The sequence below is a fragment of the Nonomuraea sp. NPDC049480 genome (assembly GCF_044465905.1).
In the GTDB taxonomy this organism is placed as follows: Bacteria; Actinomycetota; Actinomycetes; order Streptosporangiales; family Streptosporangiaceae; genus Nonomuraea.
This window is the reverse complement of record NZ_JBITMD010000012.1, coordinates 152,544-170,479: the sequence shown is the minus strand read 5'-3', so window position 1 is coordinate 170,479 and position 17,936 is coordinate 152,544. Positions and strand designations below refer to the sequence as shown.

Genomic DNA, 17,936 nt, shown 5'->3' with positions numbered 1-17,936 from the left:
CCGGGCCTCCACTCCACTCGCTGCGTCGGGTTCGCTCCCTGCTCATAGGTCGCTCACCCTCCTCACTCGCTCCGCGGAGTCCCTCCTCCGCCGGGCCTCCACTCCACTCGCCGCGTCGGGTTCGCTCCCTGTCGTTGCGTTCGTTCATGTGCCCCGTACTCCAGATTCGGTCAGAGCCCGCCCCGCTTGCGCAGGGCGGCGACGTCCAGCAGCGTGATCGTCCGGCCCTCGATGGCGATGAGGCGCCGTGACACGAGCGACTGCAGGGCCCGGTTGACGGCCGGCCGCGTCGCGCCGATCAGCGCGGCGAGGTCCGACTGCGTCAGCCCGGGCAGGTTCACCACGCCCTCCGTGCTGCCGTGCTTGTCGGCCAGCTGCAGCAGCAGCTTCGCCAGCCGCCCGCCCAGGTCCAGGAAGGCCAGGTCCGCCGCCTGGCCGGTGAGCCTGCGCACCATGTGCCCGAGCATGCGCAGGAACTCGTCGGCCAGTGCCGGGTGCCCGCGCATGAGCTCCAGCAGCCGGACCCGGGGCAGCGCGAACACCCACGACGGCCGCACGGTGACGATCGAGGCCGACCGCGGCGAGCCGTCCAGCAGCGCCATCTCCCCGAAGGTGTCGCCGCGGGTCAGCATGTTGAGCACGATCTCGTCGCCGTGCTCGGTGGTGAACACCACCTTCACCAGGCCGTCCAGCAGGACGTGCAGGGACTCCCCCGGGTCCCCCTGGTGGAAGATGATCTGCCCGGACCGGTAGCGGCGCGCCAGCCCGGCCCGCGCCGCGCTCTGGATGCCGCTCTCTCCGAGTACGCGGAACAACGGGACCTCCGCCAGCACGGCCGCGACCGGCTGAACATCCTGTGGAGCCCCGCTGCGCCCGTTCATGAAAGAACTTTAGGCCGCAATCGGCGTCCGGGCAGTAAGCGGCAAGCGATCTCTCCCATGTCGCGAATGTGACGGAGACCACATCAAGACTGTCACGTCCGAGACAGCCCTGGCGGATCTTCAGGCGGACCGTGGGGTTGCCGGCCGGAAATGGCCCCCCGAGTACCCGGACCGGTGAGGAGTCAGACATGCAGTTGGAGACCATCGAACGCCTCGACACGGGCGCGCTGGTGTCCGCCGCGCAAGACGGCGACGCCGGCGCCTGGGAACGCCTGGTCGAGGAGTTCACCCCGATGCTGAAGGCGCGCATCCGCCGCTTCCGGCTCGGCCACGAGGACGCCCAGGACGTGCTGCAGACCACCTGGCTGCTGGCCTGGCAGAACCTCAAGAGCGTGGCCGACGGGCAGCGGATGGCCGGCTGGCTGGCCACGATCGCCTTCCGCGAGTGCCTGAAGGTCACCAGGCGGACGAAGGAGATCTGCACGCCCGACCTCGACACGCTGGGCAGCACCGACGACGTGGACAGGGAGCTGGCCAGGGCGTGGCTGGCCGGCACGCTCGACGAGCTGGTCGAGGAGCTGCCGGACGCGCAACGGGTCCTGTTCAGGGTGCTCACGGAAACCTCCGAGCCGCACTACGTGGACGTGGCACGCAGGCTGGGCAGGCCGGTCGGGAGCATCGGGCCCACCCGAGCCCGCTGTTTCGCGAAGCTACGCGGGCTTCTCCAGGCCCGCGAGATCACCAGGGACTTCCTGGACTGAACTACTTCGTGCTGGGGTCAAGCCGGATCGCCTCCAGGAACGGCTCGAAGTCGAAGTGCGCCATCTCGTACGCGTCCGGGTCGGTCTCGGCCGGGTAGCGGTAGACCTTGCGTCGGATGGCGGGCAGGCCGGGGTTGTTCTTGAACATCTCGCTGACGGCCTGCGGCACCAGGCCGCGGGCCATCTCCTCGGCGAGCCCGTCGGCGATCTTCTTGTCGAAGGGCACGTCGTAGAGGGCGCGTACGTGCTGGTAGACGCGGAAGTAGCTGACGATGAAGCGCATCCGGTCGGGGTAGGACACCCAGTTGGCCACCCCAGCCGTGGACGCCTCCTGGTCGTCGGTGATGAACTCCTCGGCCAGCTTGCGGACCCGCTCGTCCTGGATCGGCGCCCACGCCTTCGCCATGTCCACACCCTCGGGCGCCTCCAGCGGCCTGCCGACCTTGATGTCGCTCAGCGGCGTGCGCACGTAGAACAGGTGGCGGGTGTAGAGCCCCGCCCACAGGTCCTCCAGCTTGCGGGTCAGCCACGGCTGGTCCTCGTGCCGGGCGGCGTACAGGCGGAACCTGGGGAAGGGACGGCGGGTCACCAGCGAGCGCAGCGACCGCCACGACACCCGTGTCAGCCACCTCACCGGCCGGTAGAGCACCAGCTCCAGGGCCTTCTGGGCGCGTTTCTGCTCGTACGCCGACAGCGCGATGTTGGCCCCCAGCATCAGCTCGGCCCGCGCCCGCGGGTCGGCGGCCTCCTTGGCCTCCAGCAGCAGCCGCGCGGCGTCCCGCAGGTAGCGGGCGTCGGCCTGCTCCAGCAGCTCCGTCAGGAACTCCGGCGGCCGCGGCGTCAGGTCGGACTCCGGGCTCACCTTCAGGAACCGATCCGGCGTGTCGTTCCACAGGTTGACCGCGAGGCTGGCCGTCTCCAGGAAGATGGCCCGGTTGGCCAGCGCGAGCCCGAGCTGGTAGCTGGGGCCGAGCAGGGTGAGCAGCGTGGCGCGGAAGAGCCGGCGGAAACGGCGCGGCACCCGGAACCTGCGGCCGAAGTCCTCGATGAACGGCGAGTCGGGAGTGAGGTCGAGGCTCTCTCCCACCGCCTTGGAGGTCCAGGTGGCGTAGCAGTACCAGTTGTTGGCGTCCTTGCCGAGATGCTCGGCCAGGTCCCCGGCGACGCGGTGGTAGGCGTAGGCGATGACCATCGCTTCCAGGGCCGGGCTCCGGTCCTTGTAGGCCGCGATGCGCAGCACGTCGTCCGCTGTCATCGGAGTGTCGGACATGAGGTCTCCCCGTTTCACTGGTCCCGTCGCCTCACGGAGTAAGAGCGTCCCCACGGGCGTCAGATACAGGCGGCGGCCGGCCCGTTGAGCCGCCGGCCTCCCCGCGGCCGCCGGGCACCGAGCGTAGGAGGAGTGACTTGCGAAGGGCTTGCAGGAGAATCGATCAGGGGGTGAGGGTCTGGCCCGCCTCGATGGCCTCGCGCACGCTCTCGGCCAGGGTCTCCTCGAGCGCGTCGCCGTGGGCGGCGAGGGCGCGCATGCCCTCTTCGTCGTCCGTGTGGGCCAGCAGGTCGCGGTACTTGTCGTTGTTGTCCAGCGCCTCGCGGGCGCGCAGGGCGGCGTCGGCCTCTTGGACGCGGCGGGCGTACCGCTCCAGGCCCTCGACCCTGGCGGTCACGGCGGCGACCGAGCGGTTCAGCGCCTCCTGCTGGGGCTCGAGGACGGCCAGCAGCTCCGGCGTCACCAGGCCCTGCCGGGCCCGGTCCTGCTCCTCCTGCAGGTCCGTCTGCGTCCGCAGGAGCCTGGCGATCTCCCAGACCTGGCGGGGAAGCAGCACCTCGTTGGCCAGGCCGTCGAGTAACCGCCGCTGCATGACCCGGGACCGGTAGACGACGTTGACGGCCCGTCTGGCGCGGGCCAGGAGCGCCCGCGCGGGCGGGGGCAGCTCGGAGACGACCACGAACCTGTCCCGGTGCGACAGGCCCGAGACCTCCCTGCCCAGCCGGGGGATGAAGCAGTCGAGGACGGCCAGCCGCTCCTCCTCGGTCAGCGACGGATCGGCGATGAGGTCGACGGTGCGCCGGACGTGGTCGCGTTCCAGGGCGAGCAGGCGCTGCTCCTCGGCGGTGACGGCCCTGCGGCGGAACACGTCGTGCACGACGACGAAGCCGCACAGGACGATGGGGGCGAGCAGCACGGCGACGACCGCGGCGAGGGGACCGAGGCGCACGTAGAGGGTGATGCCGGTCAGGAGCACCCCGACGGAGGCCGCGAGAGACGCCAACGCCCAACCCCAGCCTCTGGCCACACCGTCCCCCTCCGAGCGAGTTCCCGAAGTGCCCTGAGAGCCACAATAGCCCGCGACCACGCCATGATCACCATCTTCGCGCCATCATCCGCGGGGGTGCGGGGTGCGGCGTCGCGGCGCAGCCCCGCGTCACCGCAGGTACGAGGCGCCGTTCAGGTCGAGTACGGCGCCGCTGGCCCACTCGGCGGCCGGTGACGCGAGGTACACGACGGCGGCGGCGATCTCCTCCGGCCGCGCCACCCGCCCGAACGGGCTCTGGGCGCGGATCGCGTCGCCGCGCGGCGCCTTGAGGTGCTCGTTGGTCATGTCGGTCTCGACGAAGCCGGGCGCGACGGCGGCCACGGCGATGCCGTGCGGCGCGAGCGCGACGGCCAGGGACTGGCCCAGCGCGTTCAGCCCGGCCTTGCTGGCGCCGTAGGCGGGGCTGTCCGGCTCGCCGCGGAAGGCGCCGCGTGAGGAGACGTTGACGATCCTGCCGCCGGCCGGCATGTGCTTGACGGCGCACCAGATGACGTTGGCGGCGCCGACGAGGTTGACGTCGAGGGTGCGCCGCCAGGCCGCCTGCCACTGCTCGTAGGTCAGCTCGGTGATCGGGTGGTGGAGGTAGATCCCGGCGTTGTTGACGAGCACGTCGATCCGGCCGAGCGCCTCGGCCGCCGCGTCGGTCATGCGCCGGACGTCCTCGGGGTCGGCCAGGTCGGCCCGGACGACGGTGTGGCCCTGTCCGGGCAGCCCGCCCAGCAGGCTGTGGGCCTCGTCAGGCGAGTCCCGGTGGTGGACCGCGATCCGGTCGCCCTGCTCGGCGAACGCCGCCGCGATCGCGCGCCCGATCCCTCGCGACGCGCCGGTGACGAGAACTCCACGTCCGCTCATCCGCCGCACACTAGCAGCGATCCAGATCACCGTTTCCACGGGCCCCACGAGGAAGGCGCGGAAGAGGCGATCGTGCGAAAGGCGTCTCTAGAAGCTGCCCGACCGGCGCAGGGACGGCGGGCGGCCGTCGGGGTCGATGGCGAACCGGTAGAGCGGCAGGGCGAGCAGCTTCCGCATCGGCGACAGGGCCGGGGACGGGTGGGGGCGCAGCCGCCCCGGCGGGCGGGGGCCGGTGCGGCCGTCCTGGTGCCAGCGCTCCAGGCGGGACGCGGACCGGGCGAACCCGTCGAAGGCCGCGATCGGGTCGCACAGCCCGTCGTGCTCCTCCTCGGGCAGGTCCAGGTGCTCTCCCATGAGCGTCAGGCGCAGGTCGCGGGCGAACTTCAGCGCGCCGTGGGGCGGGCGGGGGTCCTCACGCTCGTCCAGTACCGCGCAGCTGAGCTCGGAGTCGTACGTCCACGAGCGCAGGTTGACGTTGTCGGAGCCGACCGCCGCCCAGACGTCGTCGACCACGCACACCTTGGCGTGGACGTAGATCGGGGTGCCGTGGTGGTTCTCCAGGTCGTACACGCCGACCCGGTCGCCGCCGGCGGTCCGCAGCCGGTGCAGCGCGTCGGCTCGGCCGATCAGGCTGGCGGGGCCGGCCAGCCAGCCGTCCTGGTCGGCGTGGCGCGGCACGACGACGATCATGCGCAGGCCGGGCTCGCGCTCCAGGGCCGCGGCGAACGGCTCGATCACGTCCGTCGACCACAGGTACTGGTCCTCCAGGTAGATCAGCGAGCGGGCCCGGGCCAGCACCTTGCGGTAGGCGTGGGCGATGCTGCGCTCGCCGCCCGGCGCGAACGGGTAGCCACGCCGCCGGGCCGGATAGGTGCGCAGCAGCTGCACGGTGTGATGGCCGGCGCGGGGCGGAGGCGGGCCGGGCGTGGGGAGGGCGGGGGCGTCGTCGAGGCGTTCGACGTGGTCGCGCAGGCGGCGCAGCGGGTCGCGGGTCTCGGGGGCCGGGTCCTCCCAGCGTTCGCAGAACACCTGCTCCACCTGCTCCACGGCGGGGCCGCGGACGGCGACCTGGACGTCGTGCCAGGGTGGGCGGGGGCCGTACACGGATGGCATGGGGGCGCGTTGCGGGTCGCCCTCGTGGGTGGCGTCGTCACGGCGGCTGTGGCACAGGTCGATGCCGCCCACGAAGGCCACGTCCCGCCCCGGGTCGCGGTCGTGGCGCAGGATGACGAACTTCTGGTGGTGCGAGCCGCCCGGCTTGGTCCGCGTGTCCAGCAGCGCCTGGCCGCCGGAGCCCTCGATCTCCTCGCCCAGGTGGCGGTTCTCGGCCGAGCTGAAACGCAGCAGGTCCAGGTGGGAGCGCCAGATGAGGCCGCGGACGAGGGCGCCGCGCGCCGCGGCCGCGTCCATCGCCGCGCCCACGGTCGGCCCGTCCGGGGCCAGCCGCTCGTCGGGGTCGCCGCGCCAGTCCGCGAACAGCAGCAGGTCGTCCTCGCCGAGCTCCTCCAGGCCGGCCAGCAGCTCGGCGAAGTAGGCGGCGCCGTGCACGAGCGGGCGCACGTCGTTGCCCGCCGACCACGGCCGCAGCCTGGTCGCCCGGTTGCCCCGTTCCTCCTCGGTGAGAAACCAGTCCTCGATGCGCATCGGCTCCCGGCTACCCAGGCAGGGGGCGCTGATGCGTGCCCCATGCGGGCTCGCGGGCCGGCGGGGCGTCCGGTTCCGGCTCGGCCGGCGAACCGGAGGTCTCCGCGGGCAGGCGGATGGTGAAGACGGCGCCGGCTCCAGGCCGCCCGTCGGCGGTGATGGTGCCGTCGTGGCCGTGCACGACCTCCCGTACGAGCGCCAGCCCCAGCCCGAACCCCCCGCCCACGAACCGGGTGAAGAGGCGCTCGGTGTCGGCCGGGTCCAGGCCCGCGCCGTCGTCCCTGACCGTGAGCTGGACGACGTCGGCGTCGCCGGTGAGCGTCACCCAGATGTGGCCGCCGGGGCGTGTGTGGCCCAGGGCGTTGTCCAGCAGCGCGGAGATCACGCGCCGCAGCGCGGACTCCACGCCGCGTACGACGTGGTCGCCCGAGCCGTCGCAGCGGACCTCGATCGTCACGCCCCTGGCCTGGGCGCGGGCGTTGTCGGCCACGGCCAGCTCGGCGGCCAGCGCGGCCAGGTCCACGGGGCCGAACGGCCGCCGCAGCTGGTTGAACCGGGCCGACTGCAGCAGGTCCTCGACCACCTCGCCGAGCTGCCTGCTGCCCCGCACCAGCTGGTCCATCTCGTCGATGAGCAGGATCGGGTCCGTGCCGCCGCGCATCCTGCGGGCCAGCAGCTGCGCGCGGGTGTTGAGCCGGGTGAGCGGGGTGCGCAGCTCGTGGCTGACGTCGGCGGCGAAGCGGCGCTGGCGGGCCAGCGCCTCGCCGAGCGGGGAGATCGCGCGGCGGGAGATGACCTGGCCGACGAGCAGGGCGGCCAGCAGTCCGGCGATCTCGGCGAAGGCGAGCGTGCGCAGCAGCCTGCTGCGTTCGGCGGCCTGGTAGCGCAGGTCCATGGCGGCCTGGACGACGGCGTCGCCGCGGCGCTCGGTGCGGACGAGGTAGGCGTGGCCGGCCACCTCGACCTCGGTGGCCCGCGGCTCGCCGCCACGGGCGACCCGCTCCAGCTCGGCGCGCACCGGGAGCGTCGCAGGCGCGCCCGGTGAGCTCTGGACGGCGCCGCCGCGCTGCTCGTACAGCCACAGGCAGGGCGGCGGATGCGCGACCGGGGCGCTCCGGACGGCGGCGGACAGCTCGCGCCGCGCGCCGGCGCCCTGCTCGTGCGCCATGAAGCAGTAGACGATCGCGCCGACGAGCACGAGCACGACCGAGATCGCGCCGGCGACCTGCACGGTGAGCCTGCGCCGGGCGTTGACCAGCAGCCGCCGCTCCGGTCCTGGGCGGTCGTGACGCGGAGCCCTCCGCCTGCTCACAGCTCACCCAGGCGGTATCCCACGCCGCGCACGGTGCACACGACCCCCGGTCCCAGCTTGTTGCGAAGATAGTAGACGTAGGTGTCCACGATCGATTCCGTTTGCGCGCCGTCGAAGACCCGTTGCCGCAGCGACGTGCGGGTGTGCACCTGCCGCGGCCGCGTGGCGAGGGCGCTGAGCAGCCGGCATTCCTGTCCCGACAGCGTCACCTGCTCCCCGCTCGGCAGCCGTACGAGGTGCGCCTCGGAGTCCAGCCAGCCCGCGCCGAGCGGCAGCAGCGTGGCCTGGTCGAGGTTCCTGCGGTGCAGGGCCCGCACCCTGGCCAGCAGCTCCTCCACGTCGAACGGCTTGACGAGGTAGTCCTCGGCCCCCGCGTCGAGCCCCGAGACCCGGTCGGCGACCGAGCCGAAGGCGGTGAGCACGAGCACCGGCGTGGTGACCGCCTGCCGGCGCAGCCGGCGCAGCAGGTCGATCCCGTCCAGCGCGGGCAGGCCGCGGTCGACGATCAGCACGTCGTACGCGCGGCTCAGCCCCAGATGCAGCCCCCGCTGCCCCTCCAGCGCCAGGTCGACGGTGTATCCCTGTTCGGTGAACAGATCGACCAGCATGTGCCCCAGCTCGCGGTCGTCTTCGATGAGCAGCAGCCGACGGGAGGGCAGGTCGGCCGTGCCCGATGTCCCAGCCACCAGACCACGTTGACACCTGTGTCAGGGAAATACCAGGTCCACTTGACCATTGACCCGTTAGAAAATCATGGCATCCATCCCTGTCTGCGTTTTTATCCGGAATTGGACCTGATGACCTGCTCCTCCAGTGGCGGTTCCCCGGCGGGCTCGACGGCGCGCTCCAGCCGTGCCGGCAGCGCCAGCTTGTACAGCGGCAGGGCGGCGGCGGTGGTGAGCACGGCCACGAGCACGAGCATGGCGAACAGCTCCTGCGTGATCATGCCCTGCGCCAGGCCGATGTTGATGAAGATGAGGATCATCAGGCCGCGGGCGTTCATGAGCGCGCCCACCGCGTACGACTCCCGCCGGCCGAACCCGAGCCCCCGCATCGCCAGCGCGCAGCCGAAGTATTTCCCGCAGAACCCGGCGGCCAGGATCAGCCCGAACGCCAGCAGCATGGCGCCGCCCGCGATGCCGCCGAGGTGGGTGTTGAGCCCGGAGAAGGTGAAGAACGTCGGCAGCAGCAGCGTCGAGACGACCTCCATCATGCGGCCGTGCAGCGCCTGGCGGAAGGCCGGGTCGCGGGGCATGGCCAGGCCGGCGAAGAAGCCGCCGAAGACGGCGTAGACGCCGATCCAGTCGGTCAGCCAGCCCGCGGTGAGCGGGATGAGGACGACGGCGTACATGGCGGTGGGGCCGAGCCGGCCGGTGCGTTCGACGGTCCTGCCCATGGGCCGCAGCAGGGGCGCGACGACCTTGAGCATGACGATCGCGAACAGCGCGGTCAGCCCGATGGTGGGCAGCGCGCCGGTGGGCCCGGCACCGAGGTGCATGGCGGAAAGGATCGCCAGGATGCACCAGGCCAGGGCGTCGTCGATGGAGGCGGCCAGCAGGGTGAGGCGGCCGATCGGGGAGTTCTCCAGGCCGCGTTCGTACAGGATCCTGGCCAGCATCGGGAACGCGGTCAGCGACAGCGCGCCGCCGACGAACAGGGCGAACTGGAACGGGCTGACGTCCGGGCGCGAGAGCGTGCCGTGCAGGAGCAGGCCCACCCCGAAGCCCAGCAGCACGGACGGCAGGATGCCGGAGGCGGCCAGCACGGAGGCCTTGCGCACCTCGCCGGGGGTGCGGGCGCTGTGGTCGAGGCCGGCGCCGACGAGGAACATGTAGAGGGTCAGGCCGATGGTGCTGAGCACGTACAGGACGGGCTTGACCTCGGGCGGGAAGATCGCGGCCTGCGTCCCGGGGAACAGCCAGCCGAACAGCGTGGGCCCGAGCAGCACGCCGGCCACCATCTCACCGAGCACGCGCGGCTGCATGACGAGTTGCGCCAGCCGGCCGCAGAGGGCCGACGTGAGCAGGATGACGACGAGGGCGGGGAAGACCTTGAGGATGAGGGCCAGGTTCGGGTCGGGCGCCGTGATCTGGGCCAGAAGAGGCATGCCGATCTCCGCTCAGTGATGGGTGACGGGGCATTGGGCGAAGTGGCGCTCGCACAGCCGCTGCCGGCGTGCGTCCCACACCATGTAGGTGCCGAGGACGAGCTGGACGAGGCTGCGCCAGACGTCCTCCCAGCGGTCGCGCAGGCGCATCCAGGCCAGCGCGGCGCGGCCGGGTGCCGGCTCGCCCCGGGGGATGAGCAGGCACGGTCCCCGGTTGGGCAGGGACCGGGTGTGCGCGGCCGACGTGACGAGCGTGTGCCCGCGCAGGACCTCACGGGTGACGGCCCGCATCGCGATCGGGGCCAGCCGCCAGGCGGGGCAGGGGCGGTTGGCGGCGACGCCGAACGGGATGTGGTTGAGCTCCTTGGCGGGTTTGAAGGATTCGGCGGGGTCGAAGCGGCCCGGGTCGAAGCGGTCCGGGTCGGCGAAGCCGGCGCGGTGGAACTCGGGGTAGTTGAAGCACAGCACGGACCCGGCCGGGATCGTGGTGCGCCCGTCGACCTCGATGTCGCCGGTGGTGACGCGGTGGGCGATGCCGAACAGCGGGTAGAGCCGCATGGTCTCGGCGATCACGTGGTCGAGGTGGCGGTCGTCCGCGTCGCGGGCATCGTCCTGCACGCCGGGGTGCTGGGCGAGGACCATCAGCAGGTGGGCCATGGCCTCCGACATCTGCACGACGGCGGTGTTGAAGAACGTCCCCTGCAGGTAGAAGGCCTGCTCACGGGGCGTCAGGTCCGGCGGAAGCGGGACCCGCACGCGGGAGAGCCGGCCGAGCAGGTAACGGGTGAGGCGGTCGCGGCGCTCCATGTGGCGCAGCCCGGTGCACTTGAGCGCGGCGACCACGTCGTTCGCGTTGCCGGCGATGAGGTCGCGGGCCTCGCGCGGGCACGGCTCGGCGAAGACCAGCTCGTAGGAGAACTCGGCCCACAGCGGCATCATCAGGTCCCGAAGCCGCACCGTGCCGCGGGCGCCGTCCAGCGCGCGGGCGGCGCAGCGGCGGGCGAGCTCCTCCACCTCGCCGCGCGGCACGGCGAGCAGGGCACGCGTGGTCCTGGCCACGGCGTCGTACCGCTCCCCCGCCTCCAGGTGCTCCTGGTGCATCTCGGGGCCGGGCGACAGCCAGTACCAGAACAGGTCCGACAGCGCCGCGCCCTTGCTGCGCCCGTTCGCCGCCGGATGCGAGTAGACCTCCTTGAACCGGTCGACGCTTACCAGGTCGCCGGGCACGGGGATGGCCTCGTCGCCGTTGATCCGGTTGAAGACCCGCACCCGCAACGCCACCACGCGTCCGGGCAGCCACCACGGCAGGCTCGCCAGCACGGCGACGGCCAGCACGATCGCGATCAGCATGGCCGTCGCACCATGCCCGGGTCGAGGTCGTGGACGGAGGCGCAGCCGCACAGGGTGAGCGCGTTCTCGACCTCCGCGCGCAGCAGGCCGAGCACACGGGCCACACCCCGTTCGCCGCCCGCCGCGAGGCCCCAGATCACCGGCCGGCCGACCGCGACCGCGGCGGCGCCCAGCGCCAGGGCCTTGAGCACGTCGGTGCCGCGCCGCACGCCGCCGTCCATCAGCACCGGCACGGCACCGCCGACCGCCGCGACGACGTCCGGCAGCAGGTCGATCGCGGCCGGGACGGTGTCGAGCTGCCGCCCGCCGTGGTTCGACACCATGATCGCCGCGGCGCCGTGGCCGACCGCCAGCCGGGCGTCGGCCGGGTGCGTGACGCCCTTGAGCACGATCGGCAGCGACGTCGTCTCCCTGAGCCGGTCGAGGTGCTCCCACGACAGCTCGGGCGCCATGACGATGGGCCGGACCCGGTCACCGCGAGCTCCGTCGCGCAGGTTCTCGCAGCACAGGTGCTCGGGCAGGTCGTGGAAGCCGTTGCGCAGGTCGCGCTCGCGCAACCCGAGCGCGGGCGAGTCCACGGTGACGACCAGCGCCTTGCAGCCGGCCGCCTCCGCGCGGCGCACGATCTCCTCGGTGAAGGCCTGGTCCGGCTGGAGGTAGAGCTGGAACCAGAGCTCGGCGCCGGGCGCCGCGGCCGCCACGTCCTCGACGGCGACGGTCGCGGCCATGCTGACGATCATGATGGTCTCGGCGGCGGCGACCGCGCGGGCCGTGGCCCGCTCGCCCTCGGGATCGGCGAGCCGGTGGAACGCGGTCGGCGCCACCAGCACGGGCATGGCCGCGCGGCTGCCGAGCAGGGTGACGTCCGTCTGGAGCTTGCCGGCGCCGCGCAGCACCCGCGGCAGCAGCCCGAGCCGGGCGAACGCGGCCTCGTTGGCCCGTACCGTGACCTCGTCCCCGGCGCCACCGGCGAAGTAGTCGTAGTGCGCGGGGTCGAGGCGGGCGCGGGCCTCCGCCTCGAAGTCGCGCAGCGTCCACATGTCCATGATTCAGATCGGAACGGACATGGCGGACGCGGTCTGACGGGCGAAGAAGGCCCGGAGCGGCTCGATGTGGACCTCCTCGGAGTCCCACTCGTTCTCCAGGTTCTCCGTGATGTGGTGCGCGACCGGCGGCCGTCCGGGGCGGTGATGCCGCACGACCGGGTGCAGGTAGTGGCCCTCGTGGGCGCGGGCCGAGTCGCTCTGGCTGATGCGGGCCACCTCGATGTCGAACGGGTCGGCCTTGTCGTGGTCGGGGCCGTACTCCAGGGTGATCGCGAAGTGACCGCGCTCGCCGATCGGCGGGCCCTGCAGGTCGTACGGCACCTCCTCCAGGTAGCGGGCGATGCCGTCGCCGTCGACGACGATCACGTCGGCCAGCAGCCCGAACTGCTGCCACAGGGCCGAGGTGCGGTTGACCCGGTCGATGACGGCGGTCGCGAGCGGTCCCGGCTGGGCCGCGATCATCCTGGCCGGCCACGGGACGTCGTGGTAACGGGACTCCAGGATGCGGTGCAGGGCGCGGACGCCGTAGCGGAAGCCGTGGATGAAGCCGCTGGTGCCGTGCTTGAAATCGCGCGACTGGGTGATCGTGCCGGCGAAGTAGAGATCCGGGACGTTGACCGACTCGTACGCGGGCGTGAGCGCCGGGAACCTGTCGTTGATCACCAGGTCGGGGCGGCAGTCGCCGGCGAAGATCGAGGCGTCGAAGCGGAACCCGGTGCACAGGATCACGCGGTCGTACGGGATGTCCTTGGTGACCTCGTCGACCCGGGCGAAGGCCACCGTGACCAGGTAGGTGCCGTCCGGCCGGCGGATGATCCGCCGGACGTCGCCGTCGAGCAGGGCGTTCTGGGACTTGAGCTGGTAGGTGTCGAGCAGGCCGTTGTTGACCGCGCGCAGGTGGCCCACGTAGTGGGTGCGCCAGGCCATGCGGATGGAGTGAGGGCCGGCGACGTGGATGACGGCGGCGGTCTCCATGAGGTTGTCGGCCGTCTCGAACGCCGAGTTGCCCTTGCCGATGATGAGCACCCGCTGGTTCACGTAGTCGGCCGGGTCGGTGGAGACGGTGCCGTACAGGTCGGCGGTCTCGACGCCGGGGATGGGCGGGACGTTGGGGCGGGTGACGCCGGTCGCCACGATCACCCGGCTCGCCTCCCACCGGCGGCCGCGCTCGTCGGTCACCACGAACACGCCGCGCTGATCACCGGGGCGGTCGACCCGGACCACCCGGGCGTCGTACGCGATCCGCAGCCCTGTCCGCTCGGCGAAGTCGCCGAGGTAGCGCACCATGTCGCCGGCGTGCGGGAAATACCGGTCGCTGTAGCGTGTGAACAGCAGCTCGGGGTCGTCCGACAGCAGCGAGTTCCAGTCCATCCGCAGGTTGAGCTCGGGGTCGTCCCAGCCGGTGTGCTTCTTGTTGATCGAGATGAGCGTGCGATGGCGCGGGAAGGTGCCGAAGAACTGGCCCGGCGCGGGACCCGCCTCGAGGATCTGGTACGTCCGCCCCGCTCGGTGCAGGAAGTACCCCAGCTGCAGTCCTGCCGGGCCCGCGCCGATCACCAGGTAGTCCAGGGGATTGTCGGCCACTGACGCCTCCGTCACAACGAAGTGATTGAAAGGACAAACATCAGTGTTGGCGCGCGATTCTCAGAGATTGCTCAGAGATTGCTCAGAGGGCGTGCCGGGCCAGCAGGGCGCGCTTGTCGGGCTTGCCGCTCGCGGCGACGGGGACACCGGGCACCATCGTGATCGTCTTGGGCACACTGTCCTCACCGAGTTCGGCCCTGACCAGCGCCGACAGCTCGGCCAGGTCCGGAGCGCGCCCCGGCGACGGGACGACGAACGCGTGCACGGCCTCGCCGGTGGCCTCGTCGGGGGCGCCGGCCACGTACGCCTCGCCGACGTCCGGATGGGTGGTCAGGACGCGCTCGACCGGGCCGGCGTACACGACCATGGCGTTCACCATGATCACGTCGCGGGTGCGCCCGGCCAGGTGCAGGAACCCTTCCTCGTCCACGTGGCCGAGGTCGCGGGTGCGCAGCCAGCCGTCCCTGAGCGTGTCCCGGGTCTCCTCCTCCTCGCCCCAGTAGCCCGACATCAGGTACGGGCTGCGCACGTGGATCTCCCCGGTCTCCCCCGGCGCCCGCTCCCGCCCGTCCTCGTCGCGCACGCCGATCTCGACGCCGGGATGCGGCAGGCCCACCGAGTCCAGGCCGCGCCCGGCCGCGATGTGCTCCGGCGTGAGCATGGCCACGTTGCCCGCCTCGGTCTGGCCGTACCCCTGGTAGACGACGGGCCCGAGCCGCTCGGCCGCCTCCGCCAGCCGCCTGGCGCTGATCGGCGAGCCCGACACCATGAGCGCCCGCAGGCTGCCCACGTCCGCCGGGTCCTCCTCCAGCAGGCGCAGCATCTGGTAGAGCCGCGGCACCGTGATGATCGACCCGGTGATGCGATGGCGCTCGATCGCGTACGGGAACAGCGGCCGCCCGTCGTCCTCCGGGATCACCGCCGTGCCGCCGCCCAGCAGGCACGGCGCCGCGAACTCCATCACCACCATGCTGGCCAGCGTGCCGAACAGCAGGTAGCGCTCGAAGCCCCGGGCGAAGGCCGCCGCCACCGGCGACCACCTGCGCGGTTGCCACACCCAGTGCTCGCTGAGCGCCCGGTAGCTGATCGCACAGCCCTTGGGCCGCCCGGTGCTGCCACTGGTGAACACCAGCGCGGCCACGTCGCCGGGGCGGGCCTCCACGGTGAGCGGCCGGCCGTCGTCGGGGTGCGCCAGCAGGTCCGCCGCCCCCGCGCACGGGCCCAGCGACAGCGCCGGCTTCACGAACAGCTCCGGGGCCGCCGTCGTCGGGTCCACCAGCACCGCGTCCACATCCATGGCGAGCACGTGCGCGAGCTGGCCGGGGGCGTACCCGGGCCGGATGCCCACGACCCGGCAGCCGAGCGTGTGCGCGGCCATGTGGGCGGCGAACGCCTCGGGCGTGACGGCGGTGCGCACGGCCACCGCCCGGCCCGGGCCCAGCCCCGCGTCGGCCATCGCGCCCGCCAGCCGCCGGATCAGCTCCAGCAGCTCGCCCCTCGGAACGGTCCGGCCGCCGTGCTCGAAGGCGGGTGTGCCGGGGGCGTCGCGTAGTGCGTCGAGCAGGGGGTGCGGGAAGAGCATGGCCGGCTCCTCTGTCCATTCGCGGCATCTCGTCATAAGACTGGACTCACGGTAGAGGGCGCGGATCAGAGACGCATCAGAGCTGTACGGATGGTGAGGGCGACGTGAAGGTGATCGGCGCGGGGTTCGGCCGGACGGGCACGCGGTCGCTGAAGGCGGCCCTCGAGTTACTGGGGTACGGGCCGTGCTACCACATGTCAGCGGTCATCGCGGAGCCGTACCGGGTGCGGCAGTGGCTGGACGTCGGCGAGGGGCGATCACGCGACTGGGACGAGGTGTTGCGCGGGTTCCGGTCGGCGCTGGACTGGCCGGCCGCGGCGTACTGGCGCGAGCTGGCCGCGCACTACCCCGGCGCCAAAGTGATCCTCACCGTCCGGGACCCCGGCCGCTGGTACGACAGCGTCAGCGAGACGATCTTCCGCAGCGCCCTGGCCGAGCGGCGGCTGCCTCTGCGCCGCCGGGTGGTCCGGTGGCTGGTGGCGCGGCGGGCTCCGGACTTCGCGTTGTACCCGCGGATGGCCAGGGCGACCGTCATCGACCCGATCTTCGGCGGCCGCATCGACGACCGCGCACATGTTCTCGACGTCTACGAGCGGCACATCGCCGAGGTCAAGACCGCGATCCCGGCCGACCGGCTGCTGGTGTTCGACGTCAGGGAGGGGTGGGAGCCGCTGTGCGCGTTCCTCGGTGTGGCCGTGCCCGAGGAGCCGTTCCCGCAGGCCAACGAGCGGGTGGCGTGGCAGGCCAAACGGCCGAGGCGGCAACTGCGGCTGATCCTGCGCGGCCGCTGAACCGGGTGCGTCACAAGGCCGCGAGGAGAGCATCGATTCTCGCGGGGGTCAGCGGCCGGTCGAGCATCGTGCGCAGCCGCGCGCGGGCCCTGGCCCGGTTGTCCTCGGACTCCTCCGGGGAGAGGGCGCGGCGGGCGTAGAACTCCAGGAGATGTCCCTGCTCGGCGATCGCCATGGAGAAGCCGGCCGGCTCGGCGAGCGTCTCCGGACCGTCCGCCACCCGATAGGCCCGGTATGCCGCGACCGCGTCCTCCAGGGACAGATCGACCAGGATCTTCGCCAGCTCCCACGCCGGGCGGGCCGGGCCAGCGTTCTCCCAGTCCAGCACGACCACGCCGCCGTCGGATGCGCGCAGGACGTTCTCGACGTTGACGTCGCGGTGGCAGGTGGTGAGGGACTCGGGAGCGGGCGGGATCACCAGGGCGTCCAGCGCGACGAGCTCGGGAAGGGCCCGCTCCAGCGCCGCCGCCCATTCACCACCGGCCGCGGCCAGCGCCTCCCACCCGGCCGGCCCGACCGGCTCGGAGAACCACGGATCCGCCGGCCCCCAGGCCGGATGCCCCACCTGATGCAACCCGGCCGTCACGGCACCGAGCTCGGCCCCGCTGACCACCTCGCCGCCCGCCAGATCGACCCACTCGTAGACCCGCCACCGCCCGTCGAGCAGCACATCGCCGTCCACCGTCATGACGGGCCGCGGCAGCCTGAGCCCCGCCTCTCTGGCGGCGAGCTGGAACTCTGTGTCCCCCCGCGCGCCCCTCTCCTCGGCCGGCACGAGCAGCTCCTTGACGGCCCACGACCCGCGCCCGGTCTCCAGCCGCCAGATCCGCCCCAGCTCGCCACGCGCCGCGTACACGGCCGGCCCGGCCGGCTCTCCCAGCCCGTACGCCCGCGCCACCGCCCGCATCGCCTCACCCGGCACCTCGTTCACGTCCCCTCCCGGCGGACGATGCCGATCAGGACCTCGCCGTCGGCGGGCCGTCCGGCGAGCCCGGCCGCTTCCCTGATCTGCGCGTCGGTCATGCCGCGGGCCAGCTGGATCGCCTCGTGCACCCCGTCTCCGTCGCCGTGGTCGAGCATGCGCAGGAACCAGCGGACGGCCCCGACGGGATCGGCGGGACCGCCCAGGCCGTCGCGCAGCCGGCCCCCGGCCGCCCACATCGCCGCCGGGAGACCCTCCTCGGCCGCACGCACGTAGTGCTCCCTGGCCTGCCGGTCCTGTCCCAGCTCCGCCAGCAGGTCGCCGAGCGCGGCGAACGCGTGGGCGACGCCGCCCTCCGCCGCCTGACCCAACAGGCGGCGGGCCGCCACGGGATCGCGGCCGACGCCCTGCCCCTGGAGGTACATCATCCCCAGGTTGTACGCGGCGACCGCGTCCCCGGCCGCCGCGGCGGCGTGGAACAGCCGGGCGGCCTGCGCCAGATCCACCGGCACGCCGATGCCTCATTCTCGGACACATCGCACAGCGTAGATCATCGGGCGTCCGCCCGACCCGCACATTTGAGCGATCTTGGCCATCTCCGAGGAGGGCCGGGGTTGGGGCGGAGCCCCATTCCTTCTTTTCACCCTTCTCCGCGGCGCGTCACCACAGGCGGTGGAGGCACCAACCATTGTTCATGGGGGAAATCGTCGGCTTGCCAAGGGGCCGCCGACATCGCCGGTACGGGCGATTCGCGCGCTCGCTCGCAGGAGTGAGGACGAATCCGTC

General features: G+C 72.5%; 16 protein-coding genes. 2 read left to right on the top strand and 14 right to left on the bottom strand.

Annotation, left to right across the window (positions count from 1 at the left end; genetic code table 11):
- Positions 1-170: 170 nt before the first annotated feature.
- Positions 171-881 (bottom strand): Crp/Fnr family transcriptional regulator, encoded by a 711-nt coding sequence (locus tag ACIBX3_RS32020; protein WP_397123471.1) that lies wholly within the window; start codon positions 879-881, stop codon positions 171-173.
- A gap of 188 nt (positions 882-1,069) precedes the next feature.
- On the opposite strand from ACIBX3_RS32020, the gene ACIBX3_RS32015 reads away from it, so the two are divergent.
- Positions 1,070-1,642, top strand: a complete 573-nt coding sequence (locus ACIBX3_RS32015) for an RNA polymerase sigma factor (RefSeq protein WP_397123469.1) — start codon at positions 1,070-1,072, stop codon at positions 1,640-1,642.
- A gap of 1 nt (position 1,643) precedes the next feature.
- Here the strand turns inward: ACIBX3_RS32015 and ACIBX3_RS32010 are convergent, their stop codons facing one another.
- From ACIBX3_RS32010 to ACIBX3_RS31960, 11 genes are all read right to left on the bottom strand, one after another.
- Positions 1,644-2,912 (bottom strand): hypothetical protein, encoded by a 1,269-nt coding sequence (locus ACIBX3_RS32010; RefSeq protein ID WP_397123467.1) that lies wholly within the window; start codon positions 2,910-2,912, stop codon positions 1,644-1,646.
- 163 nt (positions 2,913-3,075) lie between these two features.
- Positions 3,076-3,915, bottom strand: coding sequence for a hypothetical protein (locus tag ACIBX3_RS32005; protein ID WP_397123465.1), 840 nt, complete (start codon positions 3,913-3,915; stop codon positions 3,076-3,078).
- Between the two features lie 153 nt (positions 3,916-4,068).
- Positions 4,069-4,812 (bottom strand): SDR family NAD(P)-dependent oxidoreductase, encoded by a 744-nt coding sequence (locus ACIBX3_RS32000; RefSeq protein WP_397123463.1) that lies wholly within the window; start codon positions 4,810-4,812, stop codon positions 4,069-4,071.
- An 87-nt stretch (positions 4,813-4,899) separates the two neighbouring features.
- Positions 4,900-6,456, bottom strand: coding sequence for a phospholipase D family protein (locus ACIBX3_RS31995; protein WP_397123461.1), 1,557 nt, complete (start codon positions 6,454-6,456; stop codon positions 4,900-4,902).
- Positions 6,457-6,466: 10 nt separating this feature from the next.
- Positions 6,467-7,768: a sensor histidine kinase gene (locus ACIBX3_RS31990; protein WP_397123459.1), complete on the bottom strand. Its 1,302-nt coding sequence runs from the start codon at positions 7,766-7,768 to the stop codon at positions 6,467-6,469.
- Positions 7,765-8,454, bottom strand: a complete 690-nt coding sequence (locus tag ACIBX3_RS31985) for a response regulator transcription factor (protein ID WP_397123457.1) — start codon at positions 8,452-8,454, stop codon at positions 7,765-7,767. The genes ACIBX3_RS31990 and ACIBX3_RS31985 overlap by 4 nt, the downstream gene beginning before the upstream one ends.
- A gap of 92 nt (positions 8,455-8,546) precedes the next feature.
- Positions 8,547-9,875, bottom strand: a complete 1,329-nt coding sequence (locus tag ACIBX3_RS31980) for a cation:proton antiporter (RefSeq protein WP_397123455.1) — start codon at positions 9,873-9,875, stop codon at positions 8,547-8,549.
- A gap of 12 nt (positions 9,876-9,887) precedes the next feature.
- Positions 9,888-11,225 (bottom strand): cytochrome P450, encoded by a 1,338-nt coding sequence (locus ACIBX3_RS31975; RefSeq protein ID WP_397123453.1) that lies wholly within the window; start codon positions 11,223-11,225, stop codon positions 9,888-9,890.
- Positions 11,219-12,271, bottom strand: a complete 1,053-nt coding sequence (locus ACIBX3_RS31970; RefSeq protein ID WP_397123451.1) for an alpha-hydroxy acid oxidase — start codon at positions 12,269-12,271, stop codon at positions 11,219-11,221. The genes ACIBX3_RS31975 and ACIBX3_RS31970 overlap by 7 nt, the downstream gene beginning before the upstream one ends.
- Before the next feature lie 3 nt (positions 12,272-12,274).
- Positions 12,275-13,855, bottom strand: coding sequence for an NAD(P)-binding domain-containing protein (locus ACIBX3_RS31965; RefSeq protein WP_397123450.1), 1,581 nt, complete (start codon positions 13,853-13,855; stop codon positions 12,275-12,277).
- Between the two features lie 82 nt (positions 13,856-13,937).
- Positions 13,938-15,437, bottom strand: a complete 1,500-nt coding sequence (locus ACIBX3_RS31960) for a class I adenylate-forming enzyme family protein (protein WP_397123448.1) — start codon at positions 15,435-15,437, stop codon at positions 13,938-13,940.
- 104 nt (positions 15,438-15,541) lie between these two features.
- Between ACIBX3_RS31960 and ACIBX3_RS31955 the strand changes: the two genes are divergently transcribed.
- On the top strand, positions 15,542-16,228 hold the full coding sequence (locus ACIBX3_RS31955; protein ID WP_397123446.1) for a sulfotransferase family protein: 687 nt from the start codon (positions 15,542-15,544) through the stop codon (positions 16,226-16,228).
- Between the two features lie 10 nt (positions 16,229-16,238).
- Here ACIBX3_RS31955 and ACIBX3_RS31950 read toward each other — a convergent pair whose 3' ends face one another.
- Positions 16,239-17,159 (bottom strand): phosphotransferase enzyme family protein, encoded by a 921-nt coding sequence (locus ACIBX3_RS31950; protein WP_397123444.1) that lies wholly within the window; start codon positions 17,157-17,159, stop codon positions 16,239-16,241.
- Positions 17,156-17,668 (bottom strand): tetratricopeptide repeat protein, encoded by a 513-nt coding sequence (locus tag ACIBX3_RS31945; RefSeq protein ID WP_397123740.1) that lies wholly within the window; start codon positions 17,666-17,668, stop codon positions 17,156-17,158. Before ACIBX3_RS31945 ends, ACIBX3_RS31950 begins: the two co-directional genes overlap by 4 nt.
- Positions 17,669-17,936 lie beyond the last annotated feature (268 nt).